Genomic DNA, 17,269 nt, shown 5'->3' on the forward strand with positions numbered 1-17,269 from the left:
GAAATTGAACTATATATTGAAAAATAATACATTAAAGTAAAATATATAAATTACTTTAATTATAAAAAGTTAATATTATTTGCAATAGAAAAATAATTATTTAATCAGTTATTGTTGATAATTTAAATTTTATAGTATAACATTTATGTAGTAACTACCAAAATGTTCAATTAGTAAATTAAAAGTAGGTAAATAGATTTGAAATTTAACTTTTAATAATTTTATTTATCTGTATCAAAAGGTTGGTTTAAGGTGAAAAATTATTTTGTTATTTAACAATGTAATAAGTTTACAGACCTATATTTTGTTAATATTACTAAAATTAAATATAGAAATATAGTGAGGTATTAAAATGTCAAAAATATTAGTATTAGCGGAAAAACCTAGTGTAGGAAGAGATTTAGCTAGGGTTTTAAAATGTAATTCAAATAAAAGATCATATATAGAAGGAAATAAATATATAGTTACTTGGGCTTTAGGTCATTTAGTAACATTAGCATCACCAGAAAGCTATGATGATAAATATAAAAGCTGGAACATGGAAAACTTACCTATGCTTCCAAATAAAATGAAACTTGAAGTTATTAAGAAAAGTTCGAAACAGTTTTATGAAATAAAAAAACTTTTAGGAAGGAATGATATAGAGTCTGTAGTAATTGCAACAGATGCAGGTCGTGAAGGTGAACTTGTTGCAAGATGGATACTTGATAAATGTCACTATAGAGGATCCCTTTCAAGACTTTGGATAAGTTCTCAAACGGATAAAGCTATTTTAGATGGTTTTAAAAATTTAAAAAATGGAAAAGAATATGAAAATCTTTATAAGGCAGCAACAGCTAGAGCAGAGGCTGACTGGGTTGTAGGATTAAATGTTACAAGAGCATTAACTTGTAGATATAATGCATCTCTTTCAGCAGGAAGAGTTCAAACTCCTACACTTGCAATGATTGTAAATAGAGAAAATGAAATTAAGCATTTTAAACCAAAAGCATACTATACTATAAATGGAAAATGCAATGGGTTTAATTTAACACATGTAGATAACAAGAATAATTCTAGAATATTTGATGTTAAAGTGGCAGAAAGTATAGTTGCTAAAACAAATAAAGAAGAAGGAACTGTAGTAGAAGTTAAGGAAAGTGCTAAAAAGAATTATGCACCTATGCTTTATGATTTAACAGAACTTCAAAGGGATTGTAATAAAATATTTGGATATTCGGCAAAACAGACTTTGTCTATAATGCAAAGACTTTATGAAAATCATAAAATATTAACATATCCAAGAACAGACTCAAGACATATAACAACAGATATAGTTCCAACATTAAAAGATAGATTAAAATCTATTTCTTTTGGGAATTATAGAATGTTTTGTGATGATATAATAAGAAAAGGTATTAAAGCTAATAAATCTTTTGTAGATAATAATAGAGTAAGTGACCACCATGCTATAATTCCAACAGAAGAAAGAGTAATTATATCACATTTAAGTAGTGAAGAACGCAATGTGTATGATTTAGTTATAAAAAGATTCTTATCTGTAATGTTGCCGCCGTTTGAATACATTCAAACAACAGTTGATGTAAATGTAAAAGGCGAAAGGTTCTTAGCTAAAGGTAAAGTTGTACAGTCTAAGGGATGGAAAGCTGTATATGATAGAGAAATGGATGATGACAAAGAGGATATAGATGATTTAAGAGAGCAAATGCTACCTAAATTTGAAAAGGGTGAAAAAGTTAAAATTTTATCTGTGGATATGAAAAAAGGAGAGACTAAACCACCTGCAAGATTTAATGAAGGTACATTGCTATCTGCTATGGAAAACCCACAAAAATATGTTCATGTAGATAAAAACGCTGCTAAGACTTTAGGTGAAACAGGTGGAATTGGTACTGTTGCTACAAGAGCTGATATAATAGAAAAATTATATAATATGTTTTATATTGAGAAAAAAGGTAAAGATATAATTCCTACATCAAAAGGAATACAACTAATAGATTTAGTTCCTGAAGATTTAAAATCACCACTTTTAACTGCGCAATGGGAAAGTGATCTAGAACTTATAAGCAAGGGTAAAGCTAATGATAAAAAATTTATAACTTCTATGAGAGATTATGCAACTAAACTTGTTGGAGATGTAAAATCAAGTAGTGATAAATTTGTACATGACAATGTTACTGGAAGTAAATGTCCAAAATGTGGAAAATATATGTTGGAAGTAAAAACTAAAACTGGTGTTATGAATGTATGCCAAGATAGAGAATGTGGACATAGAGAATCTATAAGTAGAACAACAAATGCAAGATGTCCAGAGTGTAAGAAAAAGCTTATTTTGAAAGGACATGGAGAAGGACAAATTTATGTATGTTCTGGTGCAAACTGTAACTTTAGAGAAAAAGCTTCATCATTTAATAAAAGATTTGATAAAAAAAGTGATAAAGTTAATAAAAGAGATGTAAATAATTATATGAAGAAGATGAAAAAAGAAGCTGACGCACCAATAAATGATGCTTTTGCAGGATTAATGGATTTATTTAAAGAATCAAATAAATAGGATTAGAATAAAAAACAAATGAAATAAAAGGTATGAAATAGTGTAAAGAAGACTAGAGCTTTAACTATTTCATACCTTTTCTATGTAATTATAGTGGATTTGTTTACTATATTATATAGATTATGTAAAATATAAGAAGGTTTAATGTTATTATTCTTATTTATAATGTTGTGATATGTTTGAATGTTTTGTAAAATATCATAAATTTATTATTTTAGGGGGAAATTTAATGGAAAATAATTCAGAAGTAGTTTCTTGGAAGAAGATTATAACCATATTATTTTTAGGATGGACTATTATTTGGATTAGTAGAACAGTTTTAAATCCTGTTTTACCCAACATTAAAGAGGGGTTAAATGTTCAATCTGATTCAAGATTAGCATTAGTATTTAGTTCTTATTTTTTAGCTTACACTTTAATACAAATACCAGCAGGTATAATGTCAGACAAATATGGAGAAAAGAGAATTTTAATACCAAGTTTTATTATTTTTGCAATAGCTAGCTTTTGTATGGGATTAGCACCTTCAATAGAAGTTATGTATATTGCTAATTTCTTTTGTGGATTAGCTAGTGGTGTATTTTTTGCTTGTTCCTACTCTCTTTCAATAAAAAATATTCCGTTAAATAAAAGAACTTTTTCAAATGCAGTGATTAATAGTGGTACGGCTATTGGTATGGGAATGGGGATGATAGGATCTACATTTTTAAGTATCTTAGGTTTTAAGTGGAGAACACTACTATTTATTACTAGCGCAATTATTGTAATAGTACTATTAAATTTTATAAAATTTTTACCAAACAATACACCAATAGTGAAAAAATCAAAAAGTGAAGGAACTTCAAAAACTTCATTAAAAACTATTTTAAATTTAAGATTAATAGCTGTTTCATTTGTTTACTTTTCAATTTGTTATGGATATTACATGATGGCTACTTGGTTACCTAATTTTCTACAAGCTGAACGTGGATTTGAAGGGATGATGGTGGGGTACATTTCTGCTGTAAGTGCATTTTCGGCATTACCAAGTGCAATATTTTTTGGAAAAATTTCTGATAAATTTAATAAATATAAATTAAAAATAATAGTTTATCTTATTATACTTTCGGCAATCGCACTTTATGTCAGTGCGCAGGCTACTTCAAAAGTAATATTATTGATTGGATTAATTTGTTATGGCTTCTTTGGAAAACTTGCAATAGATCCAATTATTGTTTCTTATGTTGCAGAGATTACAGAACCAAAGAATTACGGATTAACTTTAGGGATATTTAATTTCTTTGGAATGTCCGGTTCAGTACTATCCCCTTATATAACAGCAGTAGTTTGTGATTTAACAGGTTCAAAAGTAATAGGTTTTTATCTATCTACAATATTAATGATGTTAGGAGCTCTAATTTTATGGATTAGTAGTAGAAAAAGAAAAAGTAATGAGTTGAAAAATGTATCTATTTAAAATTAGATAATAATTACTTATTGTGAACAATGGATTTATAAAATCGTATTTAAATACAAGTTAGCATAGAAAAATAAAGAAGGTGAGTATTTCATTAAAAGGTGAGATGCTCACTTTTTATTTCTGATAATAATATAGGTAAACAGGCTCTAATTTAAAATTATTGGTAAATCTAAAAAATTTTATCGAATTTAAAGCGATTGGGAGTGTGTCTTACTATTTTGCGTATCAAAGCTCAAAAGTTAATTTATATATGAAAATTTTTATTTTAATTTAGAACATCAACATCTTAAAAAATATATGTATATTAAGTAATTATATTGTTATAAATACTATAAATTATGCATTTACTTTTTATAAAATCAATTTGAAGGTAAATGTATGTTACATGATTTTAATAATTACGAAAGGATTATGATGTTTTGCCTTTGATTTTAAATAAGTAAATGCTTACCAAAATCGTTTTAAATAATTTGTTGTTTAAAAATTGTAACAATTGTATAAAAAAAGATGTAAATTTTATCGCTATTGAACAATGACTAAATATTCAAAATTTTATATATTTATTTCAAGGGGGTTGTCAGAATAAATAATAAAATGGGGGCGAAGATTATGGATACTTTGGAGGCAAAGATAGAAAGAAAAGAGAAAATTCAATATTGGCAAAGGTTAGTAATACTATTTTGTTTAGGCTGGACAGTCATATGGATTAATAGAACTGTACTAAATCCAGTTTTACCTGAGATTATGTCAGAACTTAATATTAAATCTGAAGCTAGTGCAGGTTTAATAAGTAGCTTATTCTTTTTACCATATACAGTTTTGCAGGTTCCATCTGGTTATTTGGGAGATAAGTTTGGAAGAAAGTTAATTTTAGTTCCAGGGCTTATACTTTTTGGATGTGGAGCTATACTATCTGGATTAGCAGTAACTTTTACAATGTTTTTAGCAGCTAGAGTTTTAACAGGAATAGGTCAGGGGTCATATTTTGGTCCAGTATATTCATTAACTGCAGAAACAATTCCAAAAGAAAAAAGAGGATTATCAACAGCAATAATAAATAGCGGATCAGCTTTAGGTATGGCAATAGGACTAATTGGTTCTAGCTATTTAGTAAAAGAAGTTCAAATAGATTGGAGAATATTACTATTTATAAGTGGAGCTTTAGGAATAGTAACAGCGTTATTGTTTAAAAAATACATAAAATCCACACCTCCTATAGCTAAAAATAATTCTAATAAAACAAATGTAGGAGAAGATGAAAAAGTATCTATATTAACTATACTTAAAAATCCTAAAATGATTGGAACATGTGTATTATATTTTGCAACATGCTATGGATACTACATGATAGTCACATGGCTTCCAGCATTCTTAGAACAAGAAAGAGGGTTTCAAGGTGCTGCAATTGGTATAGTATCATCACTAGTAGCATTTACTTCAGTACCAGGGGCATTAATATTTAGTAGAGTGTCAGATAAATTTATGAATAAGAAAGTAGCATTAATAATATTTTTAGAGGTAATAGGAGCTATTACACTTTATGCAACGGTTGTGGTTAATAGCAATGAACTTTTAATAGTGTGTCTTGTTTTATATGGATTGTTTGGAAAACTTGCAGTAGATCCTATATTAGTTTCTTATGTAGCTGATATAGCGGATCCAAAAGTGCTTACAACAACATTTGGATTATTCAATTTCTTTGGAATGTCAGCATCAGTAGCAGCGCCTTATATTACAGGTATGATATCAGATGCAACAGGAACTAAAATATCTGGTTTTTACTTATCAGCGATTATTATATTAGTGGGTATAGTTACTATGCTAATTTGCAACATGAATTGGAAAAATAGAAAAATTGAAACATCTTAATATATAAACGGTTCTTTAGTTATAAAGCTTTTAGTTTATATCTAAAGAGCTACATTAAAGATGAACACAGTAAATAATAGTTAATTCTTAGGGGGAAAATATATGGGTAATTTGGGACAAGAAGTAGAAATTATGTTAGATTGGATAGCGAATTTTGCAAAAGATTCAACTGGTGGAGTTACACGTTTGTTATATTCAAAAGAATGGTTAAATACTCAGCAAGGATTAGAAAGCAAGATGAAAGAACTTGAATTTGATAAAGTTTACTACGATGAAGTAGGAAATGTATTTGGACGATTAGAAGGAAGTAGCTTTAAAAATGAAACTATATTAACAGGATCACATGTTGATACAGTTAAAAATGGTGGAATATATGATGGACAATATGGAATTGTAGCAGGAATATTAGCACTGAAGTATTTGAAAGAAAAATACGGACAACCATTAAGAAATATTGAAGTTGTTTCAATGGCAGAAGAAGAAGGAAGTAGATTTCCTTATGTGTTCTTAGGGGTAAAAAATATATTTAATATGATTGAAAAAGAAGATTTAATAGGGAAAACTGATACAGAAGGTATTAAATTTGAGTGTGCTATGAGAAAATCAGGTTTTAGATTTAAGACAGATGATGATCCTAAAAGACAAGATATAAAGGCTTTTATAGAAGCTCATATAGAACAAGGAAATGTTTTAGAACTTGAGAAAAAAGACATTGGAGTAGTATCTAGTATAGTTGGACAAAGAAGATTTATATTTGAACTTTCAGGACAATCGAATCATGCTGGAACAACTCCTATGAAATATAGAAAAGATACACTTTATACAACTTCTCTTATTATAAGTAATATTGTGGGAAAAGCTAGAAAGTATTCCGATCCTCTTGTTGCAACAGTTGGAAAAATAGATATTACACCTAACACCTCTAATGTTGTTCCGGGAAAGACTATATTTACACTTGATGTAAGACATACCAATAAGGGAATTCTTAAAGAATTTACAGATATGATTTGTGAAGATTCTAAAAAAATTGCAAAAGAGAATGATGTTGAAATTGATATCAATATGTGGATGGATGAAGATCCAGTTCCGATGGATGAAAAAATAGTGAATGTACTTAAAGAGCAATGTAATAAAGAAAATGTAAATTATAAGATAATGCATAGTGGTGCAGGACATGATTCGCAAATAATGGCACAATTTGTACCAACAGCAATGATTTTTGTTCCAAGCAAAGATGGAATTAGTCATTCACCATTAGAATATACAGAGACTAAACATTTAGAAGAAGGTGTTAATTTGCTAATAAATAGCCTTTATGAACTTGCTTATAAATAAAAGATATTAATAAGAAGTAAAGAAGATTCTGATAAAATGCAATCTATAAATACTATATATTTAAAAAATTTAAAAGAATCTTATAGAAATAGAGGAGGAAAGAATATGTTGTTTACAGTAATAAAAAAGAACTCTTATCAGGATTCTGTAAATTTGATGTTGCTTACAAAAAGTTTATCTTCAATGGAAGGTATATCACAAATTTCAGTAATGATGGGAACACCTGCAAATAAAGATATCTTTAAAAATTCTGGATTATATACAGAAGAATTGGAAGATGCTTGTCCAAATGATATTTGTATAGTAGTTGATACAGAAGATAAATCAAAAATTGATGAAGTTATGATGGAGATAGAAGATTTTATAAAAAATCAAAGCTCTAAATCAAAGGGTAGCAAAATTCCAAGTGCTAGAACTTTTGACACAGCTATATCAAAGGTTAATGATGCTAATTTAGCGCTTATTTCAATAGCTGGGGAATATGCAACAGATGAAGTTGAGAGGGCATTAGATAGGAATTTAAACGTATTTTTATTTAGTGATAATGTAAACATAGAAGATGAGAAAAGATTAAAAGAAAAAGCAGATGAAAAAGGTTTAATACTAATGGGACCAGATTGTGGTACTTCAATTTTAGGTGGAGTTCCCTTAGCTTTTGCTAATGTCATTGAAAAAGGAAATATAGGTGTTGTTGGTGCTTCAGGTACAGGAATACAAGAAATAACAACTATAATTTCGAGATATAAAAAAGGAATAACTCATGCAATAGGTACTGGAGGAAGAGATTTATCTTCACAAGTAGGAGCTATAACTGCAATAAGGGCATTAAGAGCACTGGCGAAAGATGAAGAAACAGATGTAATAGTTTTTGTGTCTAAGCCACCATCACCGGAAATTATGAATAAAGTTATTAAAGTCTTTACACAACTAGAAAAACCAGTAGTAGCAATATTTTTAGGAGAAAAACCTAGAAAAAATCATGATAATGTACATTATGCATGGACTTTAGATGAAGCGGCATTAAAAGCAGTTGAATTATCTAATATGAATACTATTTCTTATAAGAAAATAGAAAGTACGATTCCAGAAATAAAAACTATAAAAGAAAATAAAAATAAAAGATTTATAAAAGGTCTTTATTGTGGAGGAACATTAGCATTAGAAGCGGCAATGATTATAAGGGATTATCTTAAAATAGAAGATGATAAAAATCACGATAATGGTATTATGCTTCATTATGAAAATCATGAAATTATAGATTTAGGTGATGATAAATATACAAAGGGAAGACCACATCCAATGATAGAACCATCACTTCGTGTTGATGAGCTTAAAAAAGTTATAGAAATGAAAGAAACTGCAATTATATTAATGGATAATGTAATTGGATATGGTGGACATAATGATGTAGCATCAGTATTTGCACCGGTTATAAAAGAAGCTAGAGAAAAAGCTAAGAAAAATGGAAATGAAATAATATTTATAGGATCTGTAACAGGAACTAGTAATGACCCAAAAACATATGAGGATCAAGTAGAAATCCTTAGAGAATCAGGAGCTATTATCTGTGAAAGCAATGCGTTAGCTGTAAAATTAGCAATAAAAATCATTGATTACTTAAATTGTGAAAAAACTGTAGAAGAAGAAAAAAAAGAAATTAATGATAGAGTTATAAAGCTTATTTCAGATAAACCTAAGGTTATAAATATAGGTCTTAAACATTTTGCAGAAACAGTTAAAAAATATGAAAGTGATGTGGTACAGTACAATTGGTCACCAATTGCTGGTGGGGATAAAAGATTGGCTAAAATATTAGAAAAATTGAAATAGACTTTAAGGGGGAATTAGTTATGATGTTTAATACAATTGACGAGGCTAATACAGCAGTTATTGAAAAAATAAAAGAAGGTCAACCATTTTTAATAGATGTTGTTCCAGCAAAAACAGTTATTAAAGAATTAAATGAAAGGGTGTTATTACATGCAGGACCACCAATAGTGTGGGAGAGAATGACAGAACCAATGCAAGGATCTTGTATTGGAGCAGCTCTTTTTGAAAAGTGGGCAAGTAATGAAGATGAGGCCAGAAAAATGCTAGAAAATGGTGAGATTAAATTTATACCTTGTCATCATGTTGACGCTGTTGGACCAATGGGCGGTATTACTTCTGGAAACATGCCTGTATTAGTTGTTGAGAATAAAGTAAATGAAAAAAGAGCTTATTGCACTATGAATGAAGGAATTGGTAAAGTTTTAAGATTTGGAGCTTATGGTGAGGAAGTTATAAATAGATTACATTGGATGAAAGATGTACTAGCTCCAGCACTATCAAAAGCTTTAGGACAAATAGATGGTGGATTGAATGTAAATGTAATAATTGCAAAAGCAATAACGATGGGTGATGAATTCCATCAACGTAATATAGCAGCTTCAGTATTATTTTTAAAAGAAATCATGCCATATTTATTAACAGCAGATATATGTGAGAAAGAATTAAGACAGGTAACAAAATTTTTAGCAGATACAGACCAATTCTTCTTAAATATAATGATGGCTACATGTAAAGTAATTATGGATTCTGCTAGAACTATTAAAGAAGGAACAATTGTAACTGCATTAACTCGTAATGGAGATAACTTTGCAATACGTGTTAGTGGGTTAGGTGATGAGTGGTTTACCGCTCCAGTTAATACTCCAGAGGGATTGTTCTTTAGTGGATTTAGCCAAGAGGAAGCTAATCCGGATATGGGAGATAGCGCGATTACAGAATCTTTTGGTGTTGGTGGAATGGCTATGATAGCAGCTCCAGGAGTAACACGTTTTATAGGAGCTGGTGGATTTGAAGATGCTTCAGCTATAAGTGAGGAAATGAGTGAAATATGTATAGCAAGAAACCCTAATTATAGTATACCTACTTGGGACTTTCAAGGAACTTGCTTAGGAATTGATGTAAGAAAAGTTGTTGAAACAGGAATAACGCCACTTATAAATACAGGAATTGCACATAAAAAAGCAGGAATAGGACAAATTGGGGCAGGTACAGTGAGGGTGCCACTTGGATGTTTTACTAAAGCCTTAGAAGCATTAGCTAAAAAATATGGAGTAGAAGTTTAATAAATAATATGTATACTGTAAAAGCAAATCAGTATAGTAAAGATATTTTAAGTGAAAATAATTTTTTAAAAAATGGCGAATTTCATAAGGAATATGGAAAAATTCATAGTATATTTAAAAAAAGCTTAAATATAAAGATAAGTTCAAAATTAATTAATATAATTGGAAATGTTAATATGAAGTTGCCATTTAGTATTGAAGTAAATGATAGTATAATAGAATATTTAACTTATAATTTATCTGTAGGAGATAATGTATCAATAAATTATAAAAATAAAAAAGTTATTTTTAATAATATAGGGTTAGAACTAAGTATTTTAGATGGAGAATATGAATACACCATAAAAAATAAAAATTTTAATATCAATACAGTTAAAACAAATTTAAAAATAATAGGTGACTTTATAAAAGATTCTAATATACAAAATGGATTTTCTAAATCAAATAAAGAGTTTTTAGAAAGATTATCGTATAATGAAAATACTCAAATTGATGAGTTTTATAATAATATTATCAGACTTAAAAATGTTGTAGTGTTTAATAGAGAAAAAGAAGATTTGTTTAGCTATTTCATTGGTAGAGGAAAGGGATTAACACCTAGTGGTGATGATTTAATTCTTGGGTTAATCTCATTTCTAAAAATATCAGGAGAGGATAATATGTCTAAGGAGCTTTATAAATATTTACAAAATAAAGGTAGGAAAAGAACTACAGATATTTCTTTAGAATATCTAATGTATGGATGTAAAGGTAAAGTGGGTCATATGATTAATGACTTATGTGAAGCTATGTTAGATGATGACTTAGATATAATAGAAGAAAAATTAATTAATGTAAGTAAAAAAGGGCATACATCAGGTATAGATACTATACTTGGAATATTTTTAGGTATGGTAGCCATAATAGAAAAAAATAAATTAAATAAAATAGGAGTGAATTAAAATGGGATATCCAAATGACTTATTAGCATCAAGATCAATAATTAAACACGGAAGTTTTGCGTTAATAGCGCCTGAAGGACTAGTAAATAATGTAGTTCCAGGATTTGAAGATTGTAGAGTTTCAATACTTGCTTCACCAAAATTAGGTTCAAGTTTTGTAGATTATATAATAACAATGAGTAAAACAGGAAGAACAACTAAAGGATTTGGTGGATATGGAATAGAAACTTTTGTTTATTGTATTGAAGGTAAAATCAAAGTTACTGTAAAAGATAAAGAACATATAATTGAAGGCGGAGGATATGTATATTGTCCTCCAAAGGAAAGTATGAATTTAGAAAATATAAATGAAAATGATTCTAAAATATTCTTATATAAACAAAAATATCAACCATTAGAAGGACACGAACCTTGGCTTGTAGTTTCTAGTATAAAAGAGCAACCGGAATTAGATTATGATGATATGACTAATGTAAAAATAATAGATTTTCTGCCAAAAGATATTGCTTTTGATATGAATTTCCATATATTAACTTTCTATCCGGGAGCATGTCATCCATTTGTTGAAACACATGTACAAGAACATGGAGCGTATTTATTACAAGGAGAAGGTGTTTATAACCTAGATAATCAATGGATACCAGTAAAGAAAAATGATTATATATGGTTTGGACCGTATGTACCACAATGTTGTTATGGAGTAGGAAGAGAAAACTTATCATATATTTACTCAAAAGATTGTAATAGGGATGTCCTATTATAAAATCATTAAATTTAAATCCATATTATAAGGGGGACTATAAAATGAGATTAACAAAAGCAGAATTGCACAAACTTATGAAAAATAAATTACACAAAGCTGGGTTAAAAGAAGAGCATGCAGACATTGTTGCTGATGTATTAGCACATGCTGACGCAAGAGGTATACACTCACATGGAGCTATGAGAGTTGAATATTATGCTGAAAGAATATCTAAGGGTGGAACTAATAAAAATCCTAACTTTACTTTTGAAAAAACTGGTCCATGTAGTGCAATATTTGATGGGGACAATGGAGCAGGACATGTAGCAGCAAAACTTGCTATGGATGGAACTATAAAAATAGCTAAAGAAAATGGTGTTGCAATAGTTGGAGTTAAAAGAGTTGGACATACTGGAGCTCTTTCATATTTTGTTCAACAAGCAGCAAGTGAAGGATTAATAGGAATTGCTTTATGTCAATCAGATCCAATGTGCGTTCCTTATGGAGGAACTGAACCTTATTATGGAACAAATCCAATAGCTTTTGCAACTCCAAGTAAAAGCGGAAAATATTTAATGATGGATATGGCTACAACTATTCAAGCTTGGGGAAAAATATTACATGCAAGATCTAAGGGTACACCAATTGACCCTACATGGGCTGTTGATAAAGATGGAAATCCAACAGGAGATCCATTAAAAGTTAATGCTCTTACACCGATAGCAGGTCCTAAAGGATATGCACTACAAATGATGGTAGATGTTTTATCAGGGGTATTACTTGGATTACCTTTCGGAAAAAGGGTTACTTCTATGTATAGTGATTTAACAGAGGATAGAAATTTAGGACAATTAAACATAGTTATTAATCCAGCATATTTCACTAATGTGGAAAAATTCTTAGAAAACATAGATCAGACTATGGAAGATTTAAGTACTATGAAACCTGCATCAGGATTTGATAGTGTAAGATATCCAGGTCAATCAAGTATGATAAGAGAAGAAAATTATAAAAGAGATGGAATTGAAATTGTAGATGAGATATATAATTACTTAACTTCAGATGATGTACATTATAATAACTATGATCATAAAGGTGCATTTGCTGTTGAATAATAAAGATGTTGCAGTGGGGGATAATATGGGGAATAAAATAGTTATAGCATTAGGTGGAAATGCTTTAGGAAATAATTGTAAGGAGCAAATGGAGGCAGTAAAGTATACATCTAATTCCATAGTCGATTTAATAGCTGAAGGTAATGAAATAGTAATTGCCCATGGGAATGGGCCACAAGTTGGAATGATAAATCTAGCTATGGAATCTAGAGAAATGCCACTGCCAGAGTGTGGGGCTATGAGTCAAGGTTATATAGGATATCACCTGCAAAAGGCAATAAGAGAAGAGTTTAGAAATAGAGGCATAGATAAAGATGTAGTATCAATAATAACTCAATCTTTAATAGATAAAAATGATAAAGCATTTAAAAACCCAACTAAACCGATTGGATCATTTTATTCTAAGGAAGAAGCTTTAGAGCTAGAAAGAAAAAAAGGATATACTATGTTAGAAGATGCTGGTAGAGGATATAGAAGAGTAGTACCTTCACCATTACCAACAGATATAGTTGAAAAAAAAGTTATAAAATCACTTATAAAAGATGGACATGTAGTAATTACAGTAGGTGGTGGTGGTATACCAGTTGTAGAAGAAAATGGGGCTCTAGTAGGTATTCCGGCGGTAATAGATAAGGATTTTGCCAGTGAAAAATTAGCAGAAATTATAGATGCAGATTATTTGATAATTTTAACTGCTGTAGATAAAGTTGCTATAAATTATGGAAAGTCTAATGAAAGATGGTTAGACCAATTGAGTATAGAAGAAACTAAAAAATATATTGAAGAAGGACATTTTGCACCGGGATCTATGCTACCCAAAGTAGAGGCTGCATTAAAATTTGCAAATAGCAAAAAAGGACGTAAGGCTCTTATTACATCTTTAGAAAAGGCAAAAGATGGCATAAAGGGGAATACAGGTACTTTAATTTCGGATAAATAATAATAGTAGCTATAAAAAAAGTATGAATCAAACTAGAAGATCGTTTGATTCATACTTTTTTAAGTATTCTTTGAATTATATTTTTAAGATAGCATGGACTGAATTTCTAAGGCTAATTGAATAGTGAAAGAATCACTACTATCATTTAAAGACATATCAAGAAGCTCTTCACATCTAGATAAACGATATTTTACAGTATTTCTATGTACATATAAGGTCCTTGCTGTTTTAGATAAATCATATTTATTGTCTATATAAGCTTTTAGTGTTTGTAAAAGTATATTTTTTCTTTAGAAGTTTTTAAAACTAGTCTGCCTAATATATTTGAAGAAAACTCTTTTAAAGTTTTTTCAGGAAGCATTTGAAGTATATCTCTACTTTCTTGAATTTTATAATATTGAACAAAGTTGGATTTTTGTAGGTCATACCCTAAATTTAAAGCTTGAAGTGAATCTAAATAAGCATTTTTAATCTTAGTTATATTTCTAACTGGTGAGCTTACACCAAAGGAAACAGGCATATCATCAAAACAACCCTTTTGAACACTAGAAATTAAATCCTCAATAAGCTTTTGAATAACATTATTGTATTGTTCTATTTGAATAATAATTATAAAATAAGTATTTTGAGTAAAAACAATGGTATCTAAATTTAATTCTTTTGATTTTTTCTCTACACTGTTAATTAAATGAAAAGTAGCTAAAGATACCTTGTTTTGATTTGCTATTTCAGAATTTTTATAGGGATTATAAAAATCAAATGAACCAGTTATACACATATATTTACAACTATCCTTTAGTCCATATTGAGATCCTTTTTTTATAAATTCTGATGTGTTAGATATATTGCCATATAACATATCAAAGAAGAATGCAGATTTAATTTTACTTTTATTTTTAAATTGCATTTGATTCTTTATGATACAAAAAGATAAAGCATAAATTATTTGCTCAATAGATGTATTAGATAATGGATATATAAGTTTATTTGAATCTAACACTATTAATATATTAGGTATATGATATACTGTAGGAACAATAAAGGTAGAAAAAGTAGTTTGCTTCGATGTATTAACATCTACTAATGATTCATTAGTACAAGAACCATATTTGTCTTTATCTGATTTTATAATTGAGATAATATTTTCAATAAGTACATCATTATCTTTATCTAAGTATGTAGAAGCACTTATAATATCTAGCTTATAATCTAAAAGAACAACAGAAGTGTCAATTATTAAACTAAGCTTATGTAAAAGGTAATCTATATTATGATTTTTAAGCATCATATCAGTGAATTCTTTCTGTAAATTTATTGCGTGAAATAATTCAGCGCTTTTATAGTTGCATAAATATCCTGTTATATGAGATGATAGTTCACCTAATGTGCTGTTTCCTGTTAAAATTAATATTGGAAAATTGAGTTGGTTAGCAGTTTCAACAACTGATGGTGGAATTTCTTTTATAAATCTATTTTCTTTTATTATTAATCCTGAGACCCCGATATTGTTTAAAGATATAATGAATTTATTTAATTTTTTAGCATCATCTTTAAACCCATATCCTGTAGTTAAAAGCAAATCGTTTTCATTCAACATGGAAGCAATATCGTCTGTATCAGAAATATTAACAAAGTTTACAGATCTATCTAATCCTTTTTCACCAGCAATAATTTTACACTTTTTAAATATGTCTAAATCAAATAAATCTTTTAAAAATTTCATTGATTAATCCCCCTAAACCCCTAAAGTAAACATGGAAATGGTATTAATTACTAGATATAATTTTATCACTTTACAATATAAATGTATACTCCATAGTATGATTAAATATTTAATCATGTTATGGTAATAAAAAAGTTTAGAGAAGATTGGTAAGTAGATTTTAAAAATTAAAAAATATTATTGTAATAAAGTCTTAAGAATATTTATCATAGGTAGTGGATTATATTTATATACATTATAATATAACTAGGGGTTTAAGGAATAGGGGGGAGTGTAAATGAAAAAAATTTCAGTAATTATTATTACAATGTTCTTATGTGTATTTTTAATAGGTTGTGAAGAAGAAAAAATTACAGAAGAAATGTATAATGCTTATTTAAATGAAAATGTTAAGGCATTAAATTTAGAAGAAGTTGATGATTTTTCAAATTTAGGCTTTCTAGATTCAGATATGAAAAAATCAGATTTGATTTTAATAGGTGAAGGCCATGGAACTAAAGCTAATTATTCTATTAAGATGAAGTTTTTAAAGTATATGAGCAAAAATTTTGATTTAAAATATCTATTGCTTGAAGGTAGCTATGTTAATAGTATAAAAATAAATAGATACTTGGATACAGGTGATGAAAAGCTTTTAGATGATATATATTTTTCAAATAAAGAAGACTATGAATTTTACAAAGAATTGTATAAATTTAACTCAACTTTAGATAAAAAAGATAGAATTATCACTTTAGGCATAGATGCAGCAACAACTGATGAAACATTAAATTATCTACAAGAAGAATTATCTAAAATAAAATTGGATAGCAAGAGTAAAGAACATCTTAACAAAATTATAGAAATTAATAAAATAAGTACTGAAGTAGCAAATAATAATAGTGTTAATAAGGAAGATTATAACAATATAAAACAATCTATTTTGAAGTTATATGAAGAAATGGATGGGTATAAAGATTATTATAAGAAAAATTTAAGCAAAGAAAATAATAGAGATTTATTTTTAGTATTAAATTCAATATACAATACTCAAAATGCTGTTAATTTTGATGATGAAAATAAAAATTTAGATGAGATATTAAGCAATATTACTAATATTAGAGACAATATTATGTATAACAATTTTAAAACAATATCAAAATATTTTAATGAAGGAAAATATTTTTGGACAATTTGGCGGACAACATTGCTATACTGCTTCAGGGATAAACTTATCAGATGAGTTAAAAGAAAATGAATCTTTTGGTACGTTAATTAATGAAGATAATAATGTTAAAATGATCACTATAATGACATTATATGAAAACTGCAATCACTATTTAAATGGTGTAATTAATTACACAGATTATAATAATAACAATATAATTGAAAAACACATAAATACTGATAACTCTATAATTAAATTGAATGGAGAAAAATCACCATACTCAAAAACTTTAGATCAAAATTTATTAACTGGAGATGAAATTATATTGGAT

The 17,269-nt window shown here is 28.3% G+C and carries 14 protein-coding genes; 12 read left to right on the top strand and 2 right to left on the bottom strand.

Features of this window, described 5'->3' with window-relative positions; all coding sequences use genetic code 11:
* Positions 1-352 precede the first annotated feature (352 nt).
* The 10 genes from CSGHG_RS14680 to arcC all read left to right on the top strand — a co-directional run bounded on the left by CSGHG_RS14680 (position 353) and on the right by arcC (position 14,068).
* A complete protein-coding gene (locus tag CSGHG_RS14680) occupies positions 353-2,554 on the top strand; it encodes a DNA topoisomerase III (RefSeq protein WP_010296837.1) in 2,202 nt (733 codons plus the stop codon).
* A gap of 229 nt (positions 2,555-2,783) precedes the next feature.
* Entirely contained in the window at positions 2,784-4,010 is a 1,227-nt protein-coding gene (locus CSGHG_RS14685) for an MFS transporter (protein ID WP_010296839.1), read from the top strand.
* 612 nt (positions 4,011-4,622) lie between these two features.
* Positions 4,623-5,882 carry an MFS transporter gene (locus CSGHG_RS14690; RefSeq protein ID WP_010296840.1) on the top strand — a complete coding sequence of 420 codons (1,260 nt, stop codon included), beginning with the start codon at positions 4,623-4,625 and terminating at the stop codon, positions 5,880-5,882.
* 102 nt (positions 5,883-5,984) lie between these two features.
* Entirely contained in the window at positions 5,985-7,217 is a 1,233-nt protein-coding gene (allC, locus tag CSGHG_RS14695) for an allantoate deiminase (protein ID WP_010296841.1), read from the top strand.
* 105 nt (positions 7,218-7,322) lie between these two features.
* Entirely contained in the window at positions 7,323-9,047 is a 1,725-nt protein-coding gene (gene fdrA / locus CSGHG_RS24380; RefSeq protein ID WP_026022383.1) for an acyl-CoA synthetase FdrA, read from the top strand.
* Positions 9,048-9,067: 20 nt separating this feature from the next.
* On the top strand, positions 9,068-10,330 hold the full coding sequence (locus tag CSGHG_RS24385) for a YlbE family protein (protein WP_026022384.1): 1,263 nt from the start codon (positions 9,068-9,070) through the stop codon (positions 10,328-10,330).
* 8 nt (positions 10,331-10,338) lie between these two features.
* A complete protein-coding gene (locus tag CSGHG_RS14710; RefSeq protein WP_010296844.1) occupies positions 10,339-11,271 on the top strand; it encodes an oxamate carbamoyltransferase subunit AllH family protein in 933 nt (310 codons plus the stop codon).
* Position 11,272: 1 nt separating this feature from the next.
* Complete coding sequence (gene allE / locus CSGHG_RS14715; RefSeq protein ID WP_010296845.1) at positions 11,273-12,034, top strand: (S)-ureidoglycine aminohydrolase; 762 nt, start codon at positions 11,273-11,275, stop codon at positions 12,032-12,034.
* 41 nt (positions 12,035-12,075) lie between these two features.
* The gene (gene allD / locus CSGHG_RS14720) at positions 12,076-13,128 is read left to right on the top strand and encodes an ureidoglycolate dehydrogenase (RefSeq protein WP_010296847.1); all 1,053 of its coding nucleotides are present in this window, start codon (positions 12,076-12,078) and stop codon (positions 13,126-13,128) included.
* A gap of 25 nt (positions 13,129-13,153) precedes the next feature.
* On the top strand, positions 13,154-14,068 hold the full coding sequence (arcC, locus tag CSGHG_RS14725) for a carbamate kinase (protein ID WP_010296849.1): 915 nt from the start codon (positions 13,154-13,156) through the stop codon (positions 14,066-14,068).
* Positions 14,069-14,151: 83 nt separating this feature from the next.
* On the opposite strand, the gene CSGHG_RS25110 is transcribed toward arcC, so the two are convergent.
* Together CSGHG_RS25110 and CSGHG_RS14730 are read right to left on the bottom strand one after the other, a co-directional pair.
* On the bottom strand, positions 14,152-14,349 hold the full coding sequence (locus CSGHG_RS25110; RefSeq protein ID WP_081496336.1) for a helix-turn-helix domain-containing protein: 198 nt from the start codon (positions 14,347-14,349) through the stop codon (positions 14,152-14,154).
* A complete protein-coding gene (locus CSGHG_RS14730; RefSeq protein ID WP_010296851.1) occupies positions 14,331-15,791 on the bottom strand; it encodes a PucR family transcriptional regulator ligand-binding domain-containing protein in 1,461 nt (486 codons plus the stop codon). The genes CSGHG_RS25110 and CSGHG_RS14730 overlap by 19 nt, the downstream gene beginning before the upstream one ends.
* 277 nt (positions 15,792-16,068) lie before the next feature.
* Between CSGHG_RS14730 and CSGHG_RS14735 the strand changes: the two genes are divergently transcribed.
* Complete coding sequence (locus tag CSGHG_RS14735) at positions 16,069-17,013, top strand: TraB/GumN family protein (RefSeq protein WP_010296853.1); 945 nt, start codon at positions 16,069-16,071, stop codon at positions 17,011-17,013.
* A partial coding sequence (locus CSGHG_RS23625; RefSeq protein ID WP_026022385.1) for a hypothetical protein occupies positions 16,940-17,269 on the top strand: 330 nt, incomplete at its 3' end. The genes CSGHG_RS14735 and CSGHG_RS23625, both read left to right, overlap by 74 nt.

The organism is Clostridium senegalense JC122, assembly GCF_000285575.1.
Taxonomy (GTDB): Bacteria; Bacillota; Clostridia; order Clostridiales; family Clostridiaceae; genus Clostridium_J; species Clostridium_J senegalense.

Bases quoted from the DNA above. Each gene is read 5' to 3' on its own strand.
- CSGHG_RS14680 (WP_010296837.1), top strand. From the start codon at position 353: ATGTCAAAAATATTAGTATTAGCGGAAAAACCTAGTGTAGGAAGAGAT.
- CSGHG_RS14685 (WP_010296839.1), top strand. From the start codon at position 2,784: ATGGAAAATAATTCAGAAGTAGTTTCTTGGAAGAAGATTATAACCATA.
- CSGHG_RS14690 (WP_010296840.1), top strand. From the start codon at position 4,623: ATGGATACTTTGGAGGCAAAGATAGAAAGAAAAGAGAAAATTCAATAT.
- allC (WP_010296841.1), top strand. From the start codon at position 5,985: ATGGGTAATTTGGGACAAGAAGTAGAAATTATGTTAGATTGGATAGCG.
- fdrA (WP_026022383.1), top strand. From the start codon at position 7,323: ATGTTGTTTACAGTAATAAAAAAGAACTCTTATCAGGATTCTGTAAAT.
- CSGHG_RS24385 (WP_026022384.1), top strand. From the start codon at position 9,068: ATGATGTTTAATACAATTGACGAGGCTAATACAGCAGTTATTGAAAAA.
- CSGHG_RS14710 (WP_010296844.1), top strand. From the start codon at position 10,339: ATGTATACTGTAAAAGCAAATCAGTATAGTAAAGATATTTTAAGTGAA.
- allE (WP_010296845.1), top strand. From the start codon at position 11,273: ATGGGATATCCAAATGACTTATTAGCATCAAGATCAATAATTAAACAC.
- allD (WP_010296847.1), top strand. From the start codon at position 12,076: ATGAGATTAACAAAAGCAGAATTGCACAAACTTATGAAAAATAAATTA.
- arcC (WP_010296849.1), top strand. From the start codon at position 13,154: ATGGGGAATAAAATAGTTATAGCATTAGGTGGAAATGCTTTAGGAAAT.
- CSGHG_RS14730 (WP_010296851.1), bottom strand. From the start codon at position 15,791: ATGAAATTTTTAAAAGATTTATTTGATTTAGACATATTTAAAAAGTGT.
- CSGHG_RS14735 (WP_010296853.1), top strand. From the start codon at position 16,069: ATGAAAAAAATTTCAGTAATTATTATTACAATGTTCTTATGTGTATTT.